Genomic DNA, 19,014 nt, shown 5'->3' with positions numbered 1-19,014 from the left:
GGCGGTCGTCTCTCCGCCCCGGCCCGGTGTCAGCTGAACATCCGCAGGGTCTGCGCCTCGGTCTCGGCGTACTGCGCCCCCGCCGCGGCGAGGACGCCGCCGATGGAGTCGAGCGAGGCGCGGACCTGGCGCTGCGTGCCTTGCCACTCGGCGACCAGCGCCTGGAACCGGGACGACGCGGTGCCGGTCCACGCACCCTGGAGCCCGTTGAGCCGGCCCATCATCGCCGTCACCTGCGCGTCGATCTCGCCCGAGATGCGGGCGATGTCACCGGACGCCGCCTGGATCTGCTCGGTGTCCACCTGGAACTGTGCCGCCATGGCTCCTCCTGAAAAGGGTCTCGGTGCCGGTGCGACACCTCCTGCCGGGAGGCTAGGCCGGACCGACCGACAGGCCGCCGGGTTTTCCACAGGGCCGCCCGGCTCGGGGTAGCGTCGGTCCGTGACCATCTGGATCGACCCGCCCGCGTGGCCCGCCCACGGGCGGCTCTGGTCCCACCTGGTCAGCGACACCTCGTACGCCGAGCTGCACGACTTCGCTGCGGCGCAAGGCATCCCACATCGCGGGTTCGAGGGCGACCACTACGACGTGCCCCAGGAACGCTACGACGCACTCGTCGCCGCGGGGGCGGTCGAGGTCGGCGGCAAGGAGATCGTCCGGATCCTGCAGCGCAGCGGCCTGCGGGTGCAGAAGCGCAAGCACGAGCGAGTCGTCCGCGCGGTCCCCAGTGCGGCCTGGCTGCCCCCGGGGTCACGGGCCGACGTCATCGCCTCCCGACAGCCCGAGCCCCCGGCGAGCACCGTGGTCGTGCGGCTGGCCCTGCTGCGCGGCCCTGACCTGCTCGTCCTGGAACGCCTCACGGGCGGCCTCGACCTCCCGTCGGCGCCGGTCGGCCGGCTCGCGCCCGCGGACGCGCTCGCACGGCTCCTCGAGGTGGTGGCGGGGCCCGGCCACAGGCTGGCGCCGGAGCTGCTCGGCTACGTCCGCAACACCGTGCCGGAGCCGGACGCCGACTACCCGTGGCCGGTGCCGAAGGCCTGCTTCGCCGTCTGGCACGACGCGCTCGGGGTGACGGAGGAGCTGCGCACCGGGGTCGGTCTGTGGGTCCGTCGCGACGAGGCGGCGGCAGAGCTCGGCGAACGCCACTGGTGGCCGCTGGTCACGCACCTCGACGAGTCGCCGCGGTGACCGCTCTCCCCCTGCGGCTGGAGGCGGTCGAGTTCGCCGACGGCTCCGTCGCCCACGTGGTGCTGACGCCGACAGCCGAGCTCGCGCCCCCGGCGGACGTCTTCGCGGCGATGGTCGTGCTGCGCGACGCCCGCGGCTGGTGCGCCGTCACCTGGAGCCCCCGTCGCGGCGAGTGGGGACCGCCAGGCGGCTGGCGCGAGCCCGGTGAGTCGGTCGTCGAGTGCGTGGTCCGCGAGGTCGCGGAGGAGGTCGGGCTCGACCTCGACCCCGAGATGCTGGTGCCCATCGGCCACGAGCAGTTCGAGCCGGTCACCAGCACGGGGCGGTGGCCGAGGCAGGGCGGCTTCATGCAGCTGTATGCCGCCGCGTGGCCGGCGGTGGGGGAGGCGCTCGTCGCACGGGAGGACGACGCCGTCGACCCCCAGTGGGTTGATCCGGGCGAGTTCCTGGCCCGGTCGGGGCGGCAGTTCTGGTGGCCCCTGGTCGAGGTGGGCCTGGCGGACTGACCCCTGGCAGGTCCTGGTCAGATCCGGGTCCGAGCCCGGTCAGCGCCCGGTCAGGGCGTCGAGCTCGTGGGCGAGGTTGGCACGTGCCGCGTCCTCCCAGCGGTCGCGACCCGTCGCCGTCGCGTAGACCGCCTCACGGTCGAGGAACGGCCGCAGGACCGCCGCCCGGCCCGAGCGGAACGCGGCATCGGGTACGGCGGCATACTCCTCGCGCACCTGGGCGGTGTAGTCGGCGTAGCGAGCGGCGTCGGCGGACAGGATCCACAGGTCGGCGTCGTGGAAGGCCGCGGCCAGGCCCTTCGTCGGCAGGGCGTGGGTGGTGCTGGCAAGGACGAGGTCGCGCACCGTGGCCACGTCGTGGGTGCCGAGCCCCAGCGCCCTCAGGTCACGGACGGCGAGGTCGGCGCTCTCCTGCTCGTTGCTCCCGGCTGCGGCGGACGGGTCGTAGACGGCGTCGTGGAACCACCCGGCCAACCGTCCCAGCGCGCCCTCTCGGGCCGTCACCTCGCCACCCTCCTCGAGGTCCTCGAGTGCCCAGAAGACCTCCACGAGGTGGCGGGTGGAGTGGTAGCGGCGGTGCGGCTCGGTCCACCGCTGCAGCAGGTCGGAGCCGATGGCGAGCACGGCGTCGTGGTGGGCGTCGGGCGCGAGCTCGGCGAGGTCGAGCTTCCACCAGGTGATGAGCGCGGGCACGGGGACGAGTGTGTCAGGCCTCGGTGGCGAGAGCCGGGGGAAGCGGCTGGGCGTGGACGACGGTCAGCGCCGACACCGCTCGGGTGAGGACGACGTAGAGGCGTCGCAGACCGGTGCGCTCGTCGGGCTCCGCCGCGGCGATGGCGGTCGGCTCCACGACCACGACCCTGTCGAACTCCAGGCCCTTGGCGACGGTGGCGGGCACGACGTCGACCTGGTGGTCGATGTCGCCATGGTCCTGGCCGAGCACGCCGTGGTCGATCCCCTTGTCCTGCAGCGCCTTCGACACCTTCGAGACCCACTCGTCGGGCACGATGACGCCGATCGACCCGGGCTCGGTGGACTCGGTCGCCACCACCGACGCCGTCTGCGCCAACGCCTTCCCTTCGGCCACCGGGACGATGTCGAGCCGGCCGGGGTTGTCACGGACGGAGACCGGTGCGCCGAGCCCTGCAGCCATGTGCGGGAGCAGCTGCGCGGCGTACTCGATCACGCTGGCAGGCACGCGGAAGCCACGGTCGAGCACCTCGACGTGACTTCCCGGCTTGCCGAGGTGGACCAGCGAAGACTCCCAGGAGTCCGTCGCCCACGGGGTGGTGCCCTGGGCGATGTCGCCGAGCACGGTCGCCGCGCCGGTGGAGCAGCGGCGGCCGACGGCACGCAGCTGCATGGGCGAGAGGTCCTGCGCCTCGTCGAGGACGACGTGGCCGAGCGACGGGGTGCGGGCGATGTGGTCGGCCAGCTCGTCGAGCAGCACCGCGTCGGCGCGCGACCAGCGCGCGGCTCCCTTGCTGCGCGGTGGCTTCTCCCACACGAGGAGCGCCTGCTCGTCGGCGTCCAGGTGGTCCTGCGCATGGCGTGCCAGCTCCTCGCCGTCGGAGAGCAGGGAGAAGAGCACCGCCTTGGCGTCGAGCGCGGGCCACAGCGACGCGGCGTACTTCTTGACGACGGCGCTGCGCGCGACGGTGTCCTGCACCCGGTCGTCGGGGGAGTCGCCCGCGCGCTCCATCTGCAGCAGCACCGCGTGGGCGAGCCTCTGGGGCAGCATCTGCCGGGCTGCGTCGTAGCGCACCCCACGCGTGCGCAGCTCGTCGAGGATCTCGTTGACCTCGTAGGCGGGGACGCGCCACTTGCGCACGCCGCGCGGTACGACGAGCGCCTCGGTCGCGGTCCCCACCTGGGACCACACGGCCGTCCGCAGCACCTCGGCGAGGCGGGCGTCGCCCTTGAGCACCGCCGTCGCCGTGGCGTCGGTGCCACGGACGGGGACGGAGGCGACGAGCTCCTCGATGGTCGTGTGCCCCACGGCCACCTCGCCGAGCGCAGGGAGCACGGCCCCGATGTGCTCGAGGAAGGCGCGGTTGGGGCCGATGACGAGGACGCCGGACCGGGCGAGCTTGTCGCGGAACGCGTAGAGCAGCCATGCGGCACGGTGCAGGCCGACCGCGGTCTTGCCCGTGCCCGGGGCGCCCTGGACGCAGATCGTCTGCTCGGCACCGGCGCGCACGATCTCGTCCTGCTCCGGCTGGATGGTGGCGACGATGTCGCGCATCGGCCCGACTCGCGGCCGCTCGATCTCCTCGGCGAGGATCTGGCTGCGCACGTCGTGCTCGGCGCGGTCCTGGAGGTGCTCGTCCTCGTACGCCGTGATGGCGCCGCGGTCGAGCCCGAACCGGCGGCGCAGCACGATGCCCATCGGCTGGGTCCGGGAGGCGCGGTAGAACGCGGTCGACATCCCGGCGCGCCAGTCGATGACGAGCGGGTCGCCACGGTCGTCGGCGACGTGCCGCCGTCCCACGTACCAGCGTTCGTCGCTGTCGGTGTCGATCCGGCCGAAGAACAGCGTCGTCGAAGGGTCGTCCTCCAGGGACGCCGCCCGGAGGTGGAGGGTACGGGCCAGGTGTTCCGCCGAGATCGGGTCGTGCGCCTGCACCTTGAGCGCCAGGGTCTGCTCACGCATGCGGGCCAGGGCGGCCCGCGCGGTGGTGAGGTAGTCCTGCTCTCGCTTCAGCTCCGGGGCGGGTGTGGAGGCGGCAGACACAAGGACCTACCTTGCCACCGGACGGCCGTCAGGTCGAACGGGTTTCGCCCCACCCCTGGCCCGCACCCACGCACTTGGGGGCAGGAAGGTGAGCGCTGGCTCACCCGCCTGCCCCCAAACGCGGGACCGTCCGGCCAGTCCCTCTACTGGGTGCTGCCGGACTTGGCCACCAGGGTCGCCGTCAGGTCGAGCTGCTTGCCGTCGCGCAACACCGTCAGGGAGACCTTGTCGCCGACTCCGCGCTCACGGATGTTCGCCACCAGGGCCAGGGCCGAGTCGACGCGCTCGCCGTCGACCGCCACGACCACGTCGCCCTTCCGCAGGCCGGCTTGGGCGGCAGGCGTGCCCTGGGAGATCTGCGAGATCTGGGCGCCGGCCCGCTGGCTGGTGCCGTCGGACGCGGTCCCGTCGGCGAGGCTGACCCCGAGGAACGCGTGCTCCGCCGTGCCCTTGTCGATCAGCTGGCTCGCGATCGACTTGGCCTCGTTGGCCGGGATGGCGAACCCGATGCCGATGCTGCCGCTCTGGCTGCTGCCACTGGACTGGCCGAGGCTGGCGATGGCCGAGTTGATGCCGATGAGCTGCCCCGAGGCGTTGACGAGCGCGCCACCCGAGTTGCCGGGGTTGATCGCCGCCGACGTCTGGATGGCGTTGGTCACGACGTCACCGGTGCCCCCGGTCTGCGTCTGCGGCTGGCCCTGCCCGAACGGGTTCTGCTGCTGGCTGTTGTCGTCCTCGGCCGCTGTGGTCACGGGCCGGTTCAGGGCGCTGACGATGCCCGTGGTCACCGTGCCCGCAAGCCCGAGCGGGTTGCCGATCGCCATGACCGGGTCGCCGACCTTGATGTCGTCGGAGTTGCCGATGGCGATGGGGGTGAGGTTGCTCGGCGGGTTGTTGAGGGTGATGACGGCGAGGTCGGTGCTCGGGTCGGTGCCCGCGACGGTGGCCGAGTAGGTGCGGCCGTCGTTGAGCGAGACGGTGAGCTTGGCGCCCTGGCCGGCACCGCTGACGACGTGGTTGTTGGTGAGGATGTGGCCCTTGCCGTCGATGATGACGCCGGAGCCCTGGCCCTCGGCGGAGCTGGACGCGACGGTGATGGACACGACGCTCGGGGCGACCGCGGCTGCGGTGGCCGTCCAGTTGGGGTTGGTGGCGTCGGCCTGCACGACCGGCGCGCTGTTCGTGCCGCGGCCCAGCACCGTCGAGGACGCAGCGGAGGAGGACTGCGCGTCGTCGGTGAGCTGGGCCGCGGCATAGGTGCCGCCGCTCGCGAGGAGGGCGGCGAGCGCCGCGACGGTGGTGAGCTCCGTCCAGCGGCGCCGCTTGCCCGGCTGGGCAGGCTCTGCACCATCCCGTGTGAACGCGGAAGGGGGCGGCCCAGCCGGTGGCTGTGCGGTCGGGGGGTAGGTGGTGCCGGCGCCCGACGCGCCGTGGTGCGGGTCGGCGAGGACGGCGCCCTCGCGGGGGAAGGCCTGCGTCTGGCCGTACCAGACCGGCGCCGTGTCGTCGCCGCGGCCGGTGTGCTCCTGCGCGCCGGGGAAGCCGCCGGGAGAGGTCGCGGGGTACGCGCCCTGGTCCGGCGCGGGCTGCTGTGGTGGCTGGCCGCCCTCGCCGGTCGCGCCCGTGTGGGTGTCGTGGTGGGTCTGGGTCATGGCTGTCGCACTCCTCGGTCTGGCTTGGTGACGTCAGTCAACCCTGCCGATGTCAAGGGGTGCTGGGCGCCGGCTGGGAGTTTGCTGTGGGCAGCTCCACGACGAACGTGGCGCCGCCGCCGGGGGTCTGCGCGACCCCGATACGCCCGCGGTGACCTGCGACGATGGCAGCGGCGATGGCGAGGCCGAGGCCGTTGCCGCCACCCGTTCCGCGCACCCGGGAGGGGTCGGCGCGGAAGAACCTTTCGAAGACCTTCTTGGCCTTGTCCGGCTCCACCCCCGGCCCGTGGTCGCGCACCTCGAGGACCGCCATCCCGTCCGTACGGCGCGAGCCCACCGCGACCTCGAGGGGGGTGCCGGTGGGCGTGTGGTTGAGCGCGTTGGACATGAGGTTGGCGAGCAGCTGGCGCAGCTTCGCCTCGTCGCCCGGCACGGTGGTGGGAGCAAGTGGGCCCTCGAGCCCGCTGACGGTGATGGTGCGGTCGGGCGCGATGGCGCGGGCGTCCTGGGTCGCGTCGGCCGCCAGCACCGTGAGGTCGACGTCGGTGAACCGCAGGGGCCGCTGGTCGTCGAGCCGGGCCAGCATGAGCAGGTCCTCGACGAGCCCACCCATCCGACCGGCCTCGCCCTCGATGCGGGCCATCGCGCTCGCCACGTCGGCCGGCTCGCGGACGGCGCCCTGGCGGTAGAGCTCGGCGTAGCCGCGCACGGCCGCGAGCGGGGTGCGCAGCTCGTGGGAGGCGTCGGCCACGAACTGCCGCATGCGCTCCTCGGAGGCTTCCCGCTGGCTGAACGACTGCTCGATCTGCGCCAGCATCACGTTGAGCGAGCGCGACAGCGAGGTGACCTCGTCCTTGGCGGTGCGGGTGGGTATGCGTCGGGTGAGGTCCCCGTCGGCGATGGCGGCGGCGGTGTCCTCGATCTGGCGCAGGGGCCGGAAGGCGCGTTGCACGGCGTACCAACCGCCCACGGCGCACGCGACGAGGACGGCGAGGCCGATGAGCAGCTCGACGAGGACGAGCTTGCGCACGGTGCGGTCGACGCTGCCGAGGGGCACCGCGACCACGACCACCGCCTGGCTGCGCCGGATCTGGCCCGCCACGGCCCGCCACTGCATCGGTCCGTCCGCGGAGCCGATCGTGAAGGGTCGACCCGAGCGCACCTGGGGGCTCGACGCGGTCAGTGCGGGGACCTGGGGGTGCAGGGACTCGCCCACCGGGTTTGCGGTGATGGGGGCGCGGCCGTCGTTGGGCAGCACGATGAAGGCGTAGCCGTTGGGGATGCCCTCGCTGATCGCCGAGCCCAGGTCGTTGAAGGCCTGCTCGGCCACTGGGTCGGCAGCCAGGCGGAGCTGCTGGTCGACCCGGCCGAGCAGGTCACGGCGCATGAGGACGGCCGTCGCCGAGGCCGTCAGGGTGAGCGCGAGGAGCAGCAGGACCAGCATGATCGCGATGAGCCGCAGGCGCAGGGGGAGTGCCTCGAGGTGCCGGGCGAACCGCTCGGGCATGACCGGTCGGGCCGCATCGGGACGCCCGGTGGGAGCGACCGGCGACGCAGTCGGCGTGGCCTGCGACGTAGTCGGCGCGGCCGGCGCGGTGGGCTGGGTCATGGCTCAGGCCTCCGGCGGGCGGCGCAGGACGTAGCCGACACCGCGCTTGGTGTGGATCAGTGCCGGGACGCCGTCGACGTCGATCTTGCGGCGCAGGTAGGAGATGTAGGACTCCACGATGCCGCTCTCGCCACGGAAGTCGTAGTCCCACACGTGGTCGAGGATCTGCGCCTTCGAGAGCACCCGGTTGGGGTTGAGCATGAGGTAGCGCAGCAGCTTGAACTCCGTCGGCGACACGTCGATCGACCGGCCGCCGCGGCGCACCTCGTGGGAGTCCTCGTCGAGCTCGAGGTCCTCGAAGCGCAGGGCCGCGCTCTCGTCGAGCTCGCCGCGGGTACGCCGCAGCACGGCCCGGATGCGCGCGACGACCTCCTCGAGGCTGAACGGCTTGGTGACGTAGTCGTCGCCGCCGACGGTCAGGCCCTTGATCTTGTCGTCGAGGGAGTCGCGGGCGGTGACGAAGACGATCGGCACCTGGCGTCCGCTGTCGCGCAGCTTGCGGGTGACGGTGAACCCGTCCATGTCCGGCAGCATGACGTCGAGCACGACGAGGTCGGGCTGGTGGGCGGCCGCCACGTTCAGGGCGGTCGCGCCGTCGCCGGCGACGTGGACCTCGAACCCTGCGAAGCGCAGCGAGGTCGCGAGCAGCTCACGGATGTTGGGCTCGTCCTCGACGACGAGCAGGCGTGCTTCAGGTGGTGCGGTGGTCACGACCACCAGTGTCCGGGCAGAGTCTGGGAGTTGCCTGTATGGCGTCTGGGCGCGTCGAGCGGCTCGGCGCTGGTCATCAGGTGGAGCGGGCCACGGCCTTGCGCAGCCCTGCCTGCATCGACTCCAGTGTGAGCGAGAAGTGGGCCTGGGCGCAGCGCCCGGCGCCGTCGGCGTCGCCGAGGACGACGTGGCGGACGAGCTCGGCGTGCTCGGCGCGGGCCTGGGCGAGGAACTCCGGGGCATAGGGCTCGGCGCCGAACCCCAGGGTCGCCGCGGCGGTGAGGCGGGCGCTGAGCAGGCTGAGGTGGGGGTTGCGGGCGGCGGCCGTGATGAGGCCGTGGATGCGGTGGTCGAGCGCGCGCGCCTCGATCATCCCCTCGACCCGGTCGAAGTCCGCGAGCGCGGCGTGCAGCTCGGCGACGTCGTCGGCCGTGCGTCGCTCGGCGGCCGTGCGCGCGATCATCCCCTCCACGAGGCAGCGGAAGTCGAAGAGCTCACGCAGCCGCGGCAGCTCGACCTCGAGGGTGCGCCGGGCGACCTGCGGCGCCACCTCCCCCCAGTCCACGGTGGAGACGAAGGTGCCCCCGCCGCGACCGCGACGGGCCTCGACGAGGCCCAGCTCGGAGACCTGCCGCAGCGCCTCGCGCAACGTCACGCGCGAGACCCCGAGCGAGGCGGCGAGCTCGCGCTCCGGGGGCAGCCGCTCGCCGGGGGAGTAGGCGCCGACCGCGATCGCCGTGACGAGCCGGTCGGCCAGGGAGGCGGTCATGCTCACGCGCAACGGGTCGAGCCCGATGCCGTGGCCGCTCCCCAGCTGCTCGCCCTCGCTCACGGCCGGAGTCTACGGGTCGCCCGTCTCACGACGGCGCCAAAGGTATTGTCACCAGACCATTTGTGCGGTTGAGTGGCGCGGTCGTCCACCAGGAGAGCGTCGTGACAGAAGACAAGGCACCGACAGCAGGCCGCGCCATACCGGCACCGAGCCGGACGGGCACCGTCCCGTTCCGCGGCCACCAGACGTGGTTCCGCGTCACCGGCGACCCCGAGGCGCTGCGACCGGACGCTTCCCAGGCGCCGCTCGTAGTGCTCCACGGCGGCCCGGGCGTCGCCCACGACTACACCCTGGCGATGACGTCACTCGCCGGGGACGGGCGCGCGGTCGTCCACTACGACCAGCTCGGCTGCGGCCTGAGCGCCCACCTGCCCGACGCGGACCCGGCGTCCTGGACGGTGGAGCTGTTCGTCGAGGAGCTGCGCGCGGTCGTGGACCACCTCGGGATCGCCGACCGGTTCCACCTGCTCGGCCAGTCGTGGGGCGGGATGCTCGCCAGCGAGGTCCTGCTCGCCGCGCCCGGTGGCGTTGCCAGCCTGACCATCGCCGACAGCCCCGCCTCGATGACGTTGTGGCTGGAGGCCGCTGCCACCCTCCGGGCCAGGCTCCCGGAGGAGGTGCAGGCCACGCTCCTGCACCACGAGGAGCAGGGCACCACCGACAGCGCCGAGTACGCCGCGGCCATGCAGGTCTTCTACGACCGGCACGTCTGCCGGGTGGTGCCCAACCCGCCGGAGGTGCTGGCGTCCTTCGCCCAGCTGGAGGCCGACCCGACCGTCTACCACACGATGAACGGCCCGTCGGAGTTCCACGTCGTCGGCACCCTCAAGGACTGGAGCGTCGTCGACCGGCTGCCCGGCATCGCCGTGCCGACGCTGGTCGTCAGCGGCGCGCACGACGAGGCGATGCCGCTGGTGTGGGAGCCGTTCGTCGAGCGCATCCCCGGCGCGCGGTCACACGTCTTCGCCGACTCCAGCCACATGCCCCACGTCGAGGAGCCCGAGGCCTTCACCCAGGTCGTCGGTGGCTTCCTGCGCGAGCACGACTGAGGCCCGCCCCATACCCCCACCACCCCTCCCACGCTAGGAGCGCCGTGAGCAGCAGCACGCACGACACCGAGCTCGCCGAGTTCGGCTACAAGCAGGAGCTCAACCGCACCCTGTCCACCACCGACCTGATCATCTACGGGCTCGTCTTCATGGTGCCGATCGCGCCGTGGGCCATCTTCGGCGTCGTCTACAACGAGTCCAAGGGCATGGTGCCGCTCGTCTACCTCATCGGCCTGGTCGCGATGATCTTCACGGCGATGTCCTACGCGCAGATGTCGCGCGCCTTCCCGATCGCGGGGTCCGTCTACTCCTACGTCGGCCGCGGGCTCAACCCCAAGCTCGGCTTCCTGGCGGGGTGGACCATCCTGCTCGACTACCTGCTGGTGCCGACGCTGCTCTACGTGTTCGCCGCGGAGTCGATGGCGGGCATCTTCCCGAACATCCCCAAGGCGCTGTGGATCGTCGTCTTCCTCGTCGTCAACACGGGGGTCAACTACATCGGCATCTCGTTCACGGCGATCGTCAACCGGCTCTTCCTCGCGGCGGAGCTGCTGTTCATCGTCGTCTTCATCGTCATGGCCGTCGTCGCGATCTCGCGGGGCACGGGTGGGGCGCACTTCACGACCACGCCCCTGTTCGACTCCGGCGAGTTCACCCCGGGACTCGTCGCGACGGCCCTGTCGATCGCGGTGCTGAGCTTCCTCGGGTTCGACGGCATCGCCACCCTCAGCGAGGAGGCCAAGGGTGGCCGCAAGGCTGCCGGCCAGGCCATGGTCGTCGGCCTCGTGCTCGTCGCGACCTTCTTCGTCTCCCAGACCTGGCTGGCCGCGATGCTCGTCCCCGACACCAAGGAGTTCGCCGAGGCCGACGTCAACAACGCCTTCTTCGGCATCGTCGAGAGCGTGAGCAGTCATGGCTGGCAGGTGGCGTTCCTCGCGATGAACGCGCTCGCGGTCGGCATCGCCAACGCGGTGGCCGCCCAGAGCGCCACCTCGCGGCTGCTCTTCTCGATGAGCCGCGACGGCCGGCTCCCCGGCTTCCTGGCGCACGTCAACACCCGGACCAAGGTGCCCGAGCGCGCCATCCTGCTCGTCGGCGCGCTGACGCTGGTGACCGGCCTCTTCTTCGTCGGCCAGGTCGGGCTCATCTCGTCGCTGGTGAACTTCGGTGCGCTGACCAGCTTCCTGCTGCTGCACGTGTCCGTCGTGAGCTGGTATGCCGTTCGCAACCGGTCGCGCAACGTGTTCCTGCACTGGGTGTCGCCCATCCTGGGCTTCGCCGTGATCGCCTACGTCCTGTGGAACGCCGAGCCGGCCGCGAAGATCGGTGGGCTCGTCTGGCTGGCCATCGGCGTCCTCGTGCTGGCCTGGTACACGACGCACGACCGCGGCATCCTGCCCGAGCACGCCGCGGGCCACTCCGCCGGCATCGGCGCCGTGGACGAGGACCCAGGAGAAGACCCGGAAGAGGGCGCGGGCGAGCGGGCGGAGATCGCGACGGGGGAGCGCGCATGAGCACGCACCTGCTGACCAGGGACCAGGGACGCCCGGGACTCTCGGCGGCCGACGAACCCGTGCTGCGGGTCGTGGCCGGGGCGGGCGACCGGATCTCCTTCGAGACCGACGACGCCGCCTACGCCCAGATGGAGGAGCTGCGCGACCTCTCGAAGATCACCGCGCCGCTCAACCCGGTCACCGGACCGGTGTTCGTCGAGGGTGCCGAGCCGGGGGATGCCCTCGCCGTCACCATCCACGACATCACCTTCGGCGACGTCGGCTGGTCGGTCTACATCCCGGGCGCCGGCGCGCTCGCCGGCCCGATGGGCGAGGAGTGGTTCGTCCGGCGGATCCCGTTGCGGGACGGGCGAGCCCAGCTCACCGAGCGGCTCGACTGCGCAGTCGAGCCGATGGCCGGGTGCGTCATGGTGGCACCTGCCGACGGTGAGCTGTCGACCGTGATGCCCAGCTACCCCACCGGCGGCAACATGGACCTCACGGATGCCGCTCCCGGCTCAACGGTCTACCTGCCGGTGCAGGTGCCCGGTGCGCTGCTCTCCCTCGGCGACCTGCACGCCGTGATGAGCCGTGGCGAGTCGTCGTTCGTCGCGATCGAGGCGGCCGGCCGGGTCACCGTCAGCGTCGACGTGGTCAAGGGACTCGGCTCACGGATGCGGGCCCCGCGGGTCGACACCGGCCGCGAGCTGGTCTGCGTGGGGCTCGGCGACCCGGTCCAGGACTCGATCGACATGGCCTATGAGTCGCTGTTCTCGGTCCTGGTCGACGAGCGCGGCGTGAGTCGTGAGGACGCGTACGTCGTGATGAGCGCCCTCGCGCACACCGAGCTGGGCGGTCCCACCGGCTCCGTCGCGCCCGACCCGCTGCACCCGTTCCGCCCTGTCGGTGCCGTCACGCTCGCCCGCATCGCCCACGAGGTGCTCGACACCCTCTGACGGCCACGAACTTTCGGCCCATGGCCCGGTATCAGGGCGCGTTTGTGTGGGCGTGCCGTGAACTTTCGGCCCATGGCCCGGTATCGGGGCGCGCGAGGACGACGACGGCGCCCTCCCGTTGCAGGGAGGGCGCCGTCGCCGTGGCGCTGGGGTGCGGCCGCTCCGCTCAGAAGCGGATGAAGGTGTCGAACTGGCCGTGCGCCGAGCCGCGGCTGACGGTGCGCGTGCCGTAGTGCTCCGGGTGGGTCCAGTTGTACTCCTCGACCACGAAGGTGCCGTTGGAGTTCACCTTCGCGACGTAGGCGACGTGGCCGAAGCTGCCTGCGTCGCTCTGGGCGATGTCACCGACGTGCGGGACGCTGCTCGTGGTGACGCCGGCCGCGCGCGCCGCGTCGTCCCAGTGGTTGGCGTTGCCCCAGTGCTGGCCCTTGTAGGAGTTGGTGAAGCCGACGTGCTTGACCGAACGGGCGCGCCAGGCGGCGAAGGACGTGCACTGGCCCTTGTAGAAGTTCCACGGGTCGACGCCGGAGGTCTGGCCGCTGTAGGGGTAGTTGTTGCCGATCACGCCGCTCGGGGTGCTCGGGGCGGGGGTGGAGCCGCCGCAGCTGGGGGCCACGCGACCGTCGGAGCCGGTGTAGACGTAGGCGTCGGAGACGAAGCGGCCGGTGCCGATCTTGTCCCAGATGTTGGAGGTGCCGTAGGTGCCCTTGACGCTGCTGCCGGTGGTCTGGCAGATGATGTTGACCTTCGTGCCCTTGGCGACGGTGCCCACCTTGGCGTAGCTCGTGCCCGGGCCCTTGCGGACCGACAAGCTCGCGCCGGAGGTCTTGATGGTGCCCGTGGCGGCGTCCGCGGCGACGGCGATCCCGGCGACGGTGCCGAGGCCGACGACGGACGCCACGGCGAGGCGGACCGGGTTGGACGCGATGGTGTTGATGCCCATTCTCTTCAGCTCCTGTGGTGTGGCCCGGCCCCCTCGGCCCGGCTGCTGACCTGAAGGTAGGAGCGCCGGCGCACCGGTGGCGATGGGGAGAGCTCCCCGCCGGGTCGCCATTTCAGCTGGACCGCGTTGGCTGGATTCGTTGCAGCGCAACGTGTCTCGCGCCATGCGGGTGAGGTGGGCGGCGGGGGGAGGGGAGCGCTCCCCCATCGTCACTCCGGGGTCAGGCGGTCGCGGTCGGGAGGTCGTCCGCGTCGACGATGCGGTAGGCGTAGCCCTGCTCGGCGAGGAACCGCTGGCGGTGCGCGGCGAACTCGGCGTCGACGGTGTCGCGGGAGACCACGGTGTAGAAGTGCGCGGTCCGGCCGTCGCCCTTGGGGCGCAGGACCCGACCGAGCCGCTGGGCCTCCTCCTGCCGCGAGCCGAACGTGCCGGACACCTGGATGGCGACGCTCGCCTCGGGCAGGTCGATGGAGAAGTTGGCGACCTTGGACACCACCAGCAGGTCGATCTCCCCGACGCGGAACGCCTGGAAGAGCTTCTGCCGCTGCGCGACCGGCGTCTCACCGGTGATGACGTCGGCACCGAGGCGCTGGGCCAGCTCATCGAGCTGGTCGAGGTACTGCCCGATGACCAGGGTCGGCTCGCCGCGGTGCCGGGCCACGATCTTCTCGACCACCGGGATCTTGACCGGGCTGCACGACGCCAGCCGGTAGCGGTCCTCGGGTTCGGCGGTGGCGTAGGCGAGTCGCTCGGTGTCCGGGAGCGTCACCCGCACCTCGACGCAGTCCGCCGGAGCGATGTAGCCCTGGGCCTCGATGTCCTTCCACGGGGCGTCGTAGCGCTTGGGCCCTATGAGGGAGAAGACGTCGGCCTCGCGGCCGTCCTCACGCACGAGGGTCGCGGTCAGCCCGAGGCGACGCCTGGCCTGCAGGTCGGCCGTCATGCGGAAGATGGGCGCGGGCAGCAGGTGCACCTCGTCGTAGACCACGAGGCCCCAGTCGCGGGCGTCGAGGAGGTCGAGGTGGGTGTAGACGCCCTTCCGGCGGGTCGTCAGCACCTGGTAGGTCGCGATGGTGACGGGCCGGATCTCCTTGCGGGCACCGGAGTACTCGCCGATCTCGTCCTCGGTCAGGCTGGTGCGCTTGAGCAGCTCGTCGCGCCACTGCCGGGCCGAGACGGTGTTGGTGACGAGGATCAGGGTGGTCGCCTTGGCCTGCGCCATCGCACCGGCACCAACGAGGGTCTTGCCGGCGCCGCAGGGGAGGACGACGACGCCCGAGCCGCCGTGCCAGAACCCGTCGACCGCCTGCTGCTGGTAGGGCCGCAGCGACCAGTCCGCGTTGTCGAGGTCGATGCGGTGGGCCTCGCCGTCGACGTATCCGGCCTCGTCCTCAGCCGGCCAGCCGATCTTGAGGAGCTCCTGCTTGAGGTGTCCGCGCTCGGAGGGGTGCACCAGGACGCGGTCCTGGTCGAGGCGGTCTCCGACGAGGGGCTTGATCTTCTTGTGCCGCAACACCTCCTCGAGGACCGGGCGGTCGGTCGTGCGCAGCAGGAGGCCGTGCTCCGGGTCCTTCTCGAGGGTGAGCCTGCCGTAGCGGTCCATCGTGTCGGCGACGTCCACGAGCAGCGCGTGCGGCACGGCGTACCGGCTGTGCGTGATGAGCGCGTTGACGACCTGCTCCGCGTCGTGGCCGGCGGCACGGGCGTTCCACAAGCCCAACGGGGTGACCCGGTAGGTGTGGATGTGCTCCGGTGCGCGCTCGAGCTCGGCGAACGGCGCGATGGCGCGGCGCGCCTCCTCGGCGCTGGGGTGGTCGACCTCCAGCAGCAGGGTCTTGTCGCTCTGGACGATCAGGGGGCCGTCAGGCACGCGTCAGTACCCCGAGCTCGTACCGGTGGAGACGGCCAGCGCGACGAACCCCACGATGGCAATGACCACGACCACGACGGTGATGCCGAGGGCGATCCAGCCCCAGCGGGTCCACTTGGCGGCCTCGGCCGGCTCGTCCTTCTTCGTGGCGGCGAGGATGGCGAAGACCAGCGCCGGGATGCCCGTGCCGCAGGCGCCGATGGTCAGCAGGCCGGAGACGACCAGCAGCGCGATGGTGCTGCCGCTCATGGCCGCCGGGCTCCCCTGGGCGGGGGTCCCGTAGCCGGGGGCGGAGCCGTAGGGCGCGTTGCCGTAGCCGGGAGCCGAACCGTACGGCGCAGAGCCGTACCCGGGCTGCGGCGACGCGGCGCCGTACCCGGGCGGGGAGGGTGGTGTGCCGTACCCGGGCTGGGCGCTGGGAGCGCTGCCGTACCCCGGCTCTGCACCCGGGGCGTTGCCGTAGCCGGGCGGCGGTGGGGGCGGCGGGTAGCTCTGCCCGTAGGGGTTGGGCGGGGGCGCATCGGGGCTCGACGCCGCCGGGACCTGCTGGGTGTCGCCACTGGTGGGCAGCTGCTCGGTGTGCTCGGTGGCGCCGGCGTCGCCGGCCTGGTCCGCCTCACCGCTCTGCCCGAAGGAGGGGCCGCTCGTGGAGAACGACTCGTCACCAGGCGCGGTGGGGTCGCGGTAGGGCTGGCCCTCCGGGTCGTCGTGCCTGGGGGTGTCGCTCATGGGCCGTCCTTCGCTCGTCCGGTACTGCGCCAAATCTAACCCGCGCCCCGCCTGCCGGGGACCAGCCGTACGGATCGGGCTCCGGCCGGCGTGCGGACCCGGGCTGCGGCTGGCCGCGCGGATCAGCCCGTGCGGGTCCGGCCGTGCCCACCCGGAGTGGCAGGATCGGCGTGTGAGCACCGGACTGCCCCAGCGCGAGCCTGCGACCGACCTGCCCGCCGCCGTGACCATCTACGAGGTGGGTCCCCGTGACGGGCTGCAGAACGAGAAGGCCGTCGTGCCTGCGACGGTGAAGGCCGAGTTCGTGCGACGGCTCGCGGGCGCCGGACTCGGCACCATCGAGACCACGTCCTTCGTGCCCCCGAGCTGGGTGCCGCAGCTGGCCGATGCGACCGAGCTGCTCGAGCTGCTCGGCGACGAGGGGCTCGGCCCGCGACGGCCCGTCCTGGTGCCCAACGAGCGCGGCCTCGACCGGGCGCTCGAGGCGGGGGTCGGCGCCGTGGCGGTGTTCGGCAGTGCGACCGAGACGTTCGCGCGCAAGAACCTCAACCGCACGGTGGCGGAGTCGGTCGACATGTTCGCGCCGGTGGTCGCCCGGGCCCGCGACGCGGGGCTGTGGGTGCGGGCCTACCTCTCGATGTGCTTCGGCGACCCGTGGGAGGGCCCGGTGCCGGTGGACCAGGTCGTCGACGTCGCCGCGCGGCTCATGGACCTGGGCGCCGACCAGCTCTCCCTCGGCGACACCATCGGGGTCGGCACGACCGGCCACGTGAGCCGGCTCCTGGAGGCGCTGGTGGCCCGCGGCATACCGGTCGAACGCATCGGTGTGCACTTCCACGACACCTACGGGCAGGCGCTCGCCAACACCATGACCGCCCTGCGCCACGGCGTGACCGTCGTCGACGCCTCGACCGGCGGCCTGGGCGGCTGCCCCTACGCCAAGAGTGCCACCGGCAACCTCGCCACCGAGGACCTCGTCTGGGCCCTCGACGGCGCCGGTGTGCAGACCGGCGTCGACCTCGACGCGCTGGTGCAGACCAGCGTGTGGATGGCCGGCCAGCTCGGGCGCCCGTCGCCCTCGCGGGTCGTGAAGGCCCTCGCCGGCAGCGACGACTGACCCACCGCTGCCCGGTCGGGCGACGACGACCTAGCCGGCTGCTGCCCCGGTGACGCGGTGGATCGACAGCGTGCGGGCGGTGCCGTCGACGGTCCCGTGGACCCGCCCGCCCTCGACGCGTTCGGGCTGGAACAGCAGGCGCTGGACGTGGCCGTCCGCGTCGGAGTAGCCGATCCACACCGGCTGGCGGTCCGCTGCCGCGTCGCGCAGGACGGCGAGCGTGGTGGTCGGGTCGGTGCTGGGCAGGCTGGGTCCGGGACGGCTCGCCAGCTGGTCGCGGTGGTACTGCGCCGCCTCCTCACCGGCGCGCAGCGCACCGACGAGGGTGGTGACCAGCTCGTCGTCCACCCCAGTAGCGGTGACGGGGGCGGAGCGGCGCTGCAGCGGCGTACGGTGCCGCCCGGCCTGGGGGACGACGATGCCGCCGTCCGGGGTCTCGGCCGCCGGGGCGAAGCCGTTCTCGCGCAGGAAGTCGAGCACCGTCTCGGCGGCGACGGGGGAGACCAGCACGGTGGGCGCCACGCTCCTCAGCTGCAGCGGTGACAGCTCGCGCTCGGCGAGCATCGCGCCGAGGGTCGTCTCGTCGTCACAGCGGATGTAGGCCCTCATGGCGCCGACGCGAGCCTGCCCGTGGCGCCGGGCGACGTCGCGGACCAGGTAGTCCAGTGGCTGGGGGATCGGGGTGTGGCTGGCGTCGCCGAGGGCTCCGAGGACCTGGTCGACCGACCAGCCGGCGTCCAGGCACCGTCGCACCGAGTCGGGGGTGAAGCGGTAGACGGTCGCCCCGCCCCGTGACTCGACGTCGGCAACGAGGCGCATGAACGTCGCCAGCCCCCCGGCCAGCGGCCCCGGTGCGATCGCAGTGAGGTCGGCCTGGAGCAGGACGTGCTCGACCGGCGTGGGCAGGTGCGGGTGCATGGCCGCCGCGAGGGACGACTCGTCGCGACCCTCCAAGAGCGCGCGACCCGCGCTGGAGAGAGCTCCACGACCGGTGACCCCGAGCCACTCGGCCTCGCGCAGCACCGCGGCCACGACTGCGTCGACGCTGCCGGGCACCCGTCGGGGGCGGTGCCAGCGGAGGCTGGCCACGACCTCGTCGGCCCGGGGGGCCAGCCCGGTGGGGACTGACGCCAGCAGGTCCAGCACGTCGCGGCGAAGCCCCCGCGCCGGCGGCCAGTGCGCGTCCGGCCCGAGGGCGTTGACCGTCCCGGTCGCGCCGGGAGGTGTCGTGCCCACCACGTGCGGAGCCCGGGTCGTCAGCAGCCAGGCCCGGGCAAGGGCCGCCCAGCGCTGGTCGCCCGGCTGCTGCTGCCACTCGTCGTACGCCGGGGTCGGGGCCCAGGACGGCTCCAGGGAGCCGTCGTCCGCCACGAGACCGGCCGTGTAGGTGAGCTCCGCGACGAAGGCTGCGCGCACCTGGTCGACGTCGAGGACCGAGCCGAGGCGCTTGAGGTCGCGCACGGCCAAGCCGCCCGAGCGCAGGACGCGCGGGGGTCGAAGGCCCCACTCCGCGGCCAGCTCGTCGACGAGCGAGAGCAGGTCGGTGACCTGCTGGCCGGCCGCGGCGTCGACCGCGCCCGGCTCGCGGGTGTCGCCGGTCGGGGCGGGCGCCGACAGGGCGGGCT

The 19,014-nt window shown here is 72.6% G+C and carries 17 protein-coding genes; 6 read left to right on the top strand and 11 right to left on the bottom strand.

The window, feature by feature from the left end; translation table 11 throughout:
• Positions 1-29: 29 nt before the first annotated feature.
• A complete protein-coding gene (locus AB4Z02_RS17120; protein ID WP_056881985.1) occupies positions 30-320 on the bottom strand; it encodes a WXG100 family type VII secretion target in 291 nt (96 codons plus the stop codon).
• 121 nt (positions 321-441) lie between these two features.
• Between AB4Z02_RS17120 and AB4Z02_RS17115 the strand changes: the two genes are divergently transcribed.
• Together AB4Z02_RS17115 and AB4Z02_RS17110 are read left to right on the top strand one after the other, a co-directional pair.
• Complete coding sequence (locus AB4Z02_RS17115) at positions 442-1,188, top strand: DUF4031 domain-containing protein (protein ID WP_082589885.1); 747 nt, start codon at positions 442-444, stop codon at positions 1,186-1,188.
• Positions 1,185-1,694: an NUDIX hydrolase gene (locus tag AB4Z02_RS17110; RefSeq protein WP_056881984.1), complete on the top strand. Its 510-nt coding sequence runs from the start codon at positions 1,185-1,187 to the stop codon at positions 1,692-1,694. Before AB4Z02_RS17115 ends, AB4Z02_RS17110 begins: the two co-directional genes overlap by 4 nt.
• 39 nt (positions 1,695-1,733) lie before the next feature.
• Here AB4Z02_RS17110 and AB4Z02_RS17105 read toward each other — a convergent pair whose 3' ends face one another.
• The 6 genes from AB4Z02_RS17105 to AB4Z02_RS17080 form a co-directional block, all read right to left on the bottom strand.
• A complete protein-coding gene (locus tag AB4Z02_RS17105) occupies positions 1,734-2,387 on the bottom strand; it encodes an HD domain-containing protein (protein WP_056881983.1) in 654 nt (217 codons plus the stop codon).
• A 13-nt stretch (positions 2,388-2,400) separates the two neighbouring features.
• Complete coding sequence (locus AB4Z02_RS17100; protein ID WP_056881982.1) at positions 2,401-4,428, bottom strand: HelD family protein; 2,028 nt, start codon at positions 4,426-4,428, stop codon at positions 2,401-2,403.
• Positions 4,429-4,571: 143 nt separating this feature from the next.
• Positions 4,572-6,080, bottom strand: a complete 1,509-nt coding sequence (locus AB4Z02_RS17095) for a S1C family serine protease (protein WP_441972443.1) — start codon at positions 6,078-6,080, stop codon at positions 4,572-4,574.
• A 52-nt stretch (positions 6,081-6,132) separates the two neighbouring features.
• Positions 6,133-7,689 carry a sensor histidine kinase gene (locus AB4Z02_RS17090; RefSeq protein ID WP_441972441.1) on the bottom strand — a complete coding sequence of 519 codons (1,557 nt, stop codon included), beginning with the start codon at positions 7,687-7,689 and terminating at the stop codon, positions 6,133-6,135.
• 3 nt (positions 7,690-7,692) lie between these two features.
• A complete protein-coding gene (locus AB4Z02_RS17085; RefSeq protein ID WP_056882071.1) occupies positions 7,693-8,400 on the bottom strand; it encodes a response regulator transcription factor in 708 nt (235 codons plus the stop codon).
• 76 nt (positions 8,401-8,476) lie between these two features.
• A complete protein-coding gene (locus AB4Z02_RS17080; protein WP_441972439.1) occupies positions 8,477-9,232 on the bottom strand; it encodes a FadR/GntR family transcriptional regulator in 756 nt (251 codons plus the stop codon).
• 101 nt (positions 9,233-9,333) lie between these two features.
• Between AB4Z02_RS17080 and AB4Z02_RS17075 the strand changes: the two genes are divergently transcribed.
• The 3 genes from AB4Z02_RS17075 to AB4Z02_RS17065 are packed head-to-tail and all read left to right on the top strand — an operon-like array spanning position 9,334 to position 12,730.
• Positions 9,334-10,281 (top strand): proline iminopeptidase-family hydrolase, encoded by a 948-nt coding sequence (locus AB4Z02_RS17075; RefSeq protein ID WP_441972437.1) that lies wholly within the window; start codon positions 9,334-9,336, stop codon positions 10,279-10,281.
• Positions 10,282-10,325: 44 nt separating this feature from the next.
• Entirely contained in the window at positions 10,326-11,795 is a 1,470-nt protein-coding gene (locus AB4Z02_RS17070; protein WP_441972435.1) for an APC family permease, read from the top strand.
• Positions 11,792-12,730, top strand: a complete 939-nt coding sequence (locus AB4Z02_RS17065; protein WP_441972433.1) for an acetamidase/formamidase family protein — start codon at positions 11,792-11,794, stop codon at positions 12,728-12,730. The genes AB4Z02_RS17070 and AB4Z02_RS17065 overlap by 4 nt, the downstream gene beginning before the upstream one ends.
• Before the next feature lie 166 nt (positions 12,731-12,896).
• On the opposite strand, the gene AB4Z02_RS17060 is transcribed toward AB4Z02_RS17065, so the two are convergent.
• From AB4Z02_RS17060 to AB4Z02_RS17050, 3 genes are all read right to left on the bottom strand, one after another.
• A complete protein-coding gene (locus AB4Z02_RS17060) occupies positions 12,897-13,673 on the bottom strand; it encodes a CHAP domain-containing protein (RefSeq protein WP_441972432.1) in 777 nt (258 codons plus the stop codon).
• 220 nt (positions 13,674-13,893) lie between these two features.
• The gene (locus AB4Z02_RS17055) at positions 13,894-15,543 is read right to left on the bottom strand and encodes a DNA repair helicase XPB (RefSeq protein ID WP_056881978.1); all 1,650 of its coding nucleotides are present in this window, start codon (positions 15,541-15,543) and stop codon (positions 13,894-13,896) included.
• A gap of 3 nt (positions 15,544-15,546) precedes the next feature.
• The gene (locus AB4Z02_RS17050; protein WP_441972429.1) at positions 15,547-16,272 is read right to left on the bottom strand and encodes a hypothetical protein; all 726 of its coding nucleotides are present in this window, start codon (positions 16,270-16,272) and stop codon (positions 15,547-15,549) included.
• A gap of 172 nt (positions 16,273-16,444) precedes the next feature.
• Here AB4Z02_RS17050 and AB4Z02_RS17045 point away from each other — a divergent pair, with 172 nt between their 5' ends.
• Entirely contained in the window at positions 16,445-17,389 is a 945-nt protein-coding gene (locus tag AB4Z02_RS17045) for a hydroxymethylglutaryl-CoA lyase (protein WP_441972428.1), read from the top strand.
• Positions 17,390-17,419: 30 nt separating this feature from the next.
• Here the strand turns inward: AB4Z02_RS17045 and AB4Z02_RS17040 are convergent.
• The coding region (locus AB4Z02_RS17040) for a helicase-associated domain-containing protein (RefSeq protein WP_441972427.1) at positions 17,420-19,014 on the bottom strand (1,595 nt) is incomplete at its 5' end.

The organism is Pedococcus sp. 2YAF34 (genome assembly GCF_052114585.1).
Taxonomy (GTDB): Bacteria; Actinomycetota; Actinomycetes; order Actinomycetales; family Dermatophilaceae; genus Pedococcus.
Note: the sequence above shows the minus strand (reverse complement) of the source record. Positions and strands in the feature narration are given on the sequence as shown.

Coding starts and splice junctions, on each gene's coding strand:
- AB4Z02_RS17120 (WP_056881985.1), bottom strand. CDS start 320: ATGGCGGCACAGTTCCAGGTGGACACCGAGCAGATCCAGGCGGCGTCC.
- AB4Z02_RS17095 (WP_441972443.1), bottom strand. CDS start 6,080: ATGACCCAGACCCACCACGACACCCACACGGGCGCGACCGGCGAGGGC.
- AB4Z02_RS17090 (WP_441972441.1), bottom strand. CDS start 7,689: ATGACCCAGCCCACCGCGCCGGCCGCGCCGACTACGTCGCAGGCCACG.
- AB4Z02_RS17065 (WP_441972433.1), top strand. CDS start 11,792: ATGAGCACGCACCTGCTGACCAGGGACCAGGGACGCCCGGGACTCTCG.
- AB4Z02_RS17060 (WP_441972432.1), bottom strand. CDS start 13,673: ATGGGCATCAACACCATCGCGTCCAACCCGGTCCGCCTCGCCGTGGCG.
- AB4Z02_RS17050 (WP_441972429.1), bottom strand. CDS start 16,272: ATGAGCGACACCCCCAGGCACGACGACCCGGAGGGCCAGCCCTACCGC.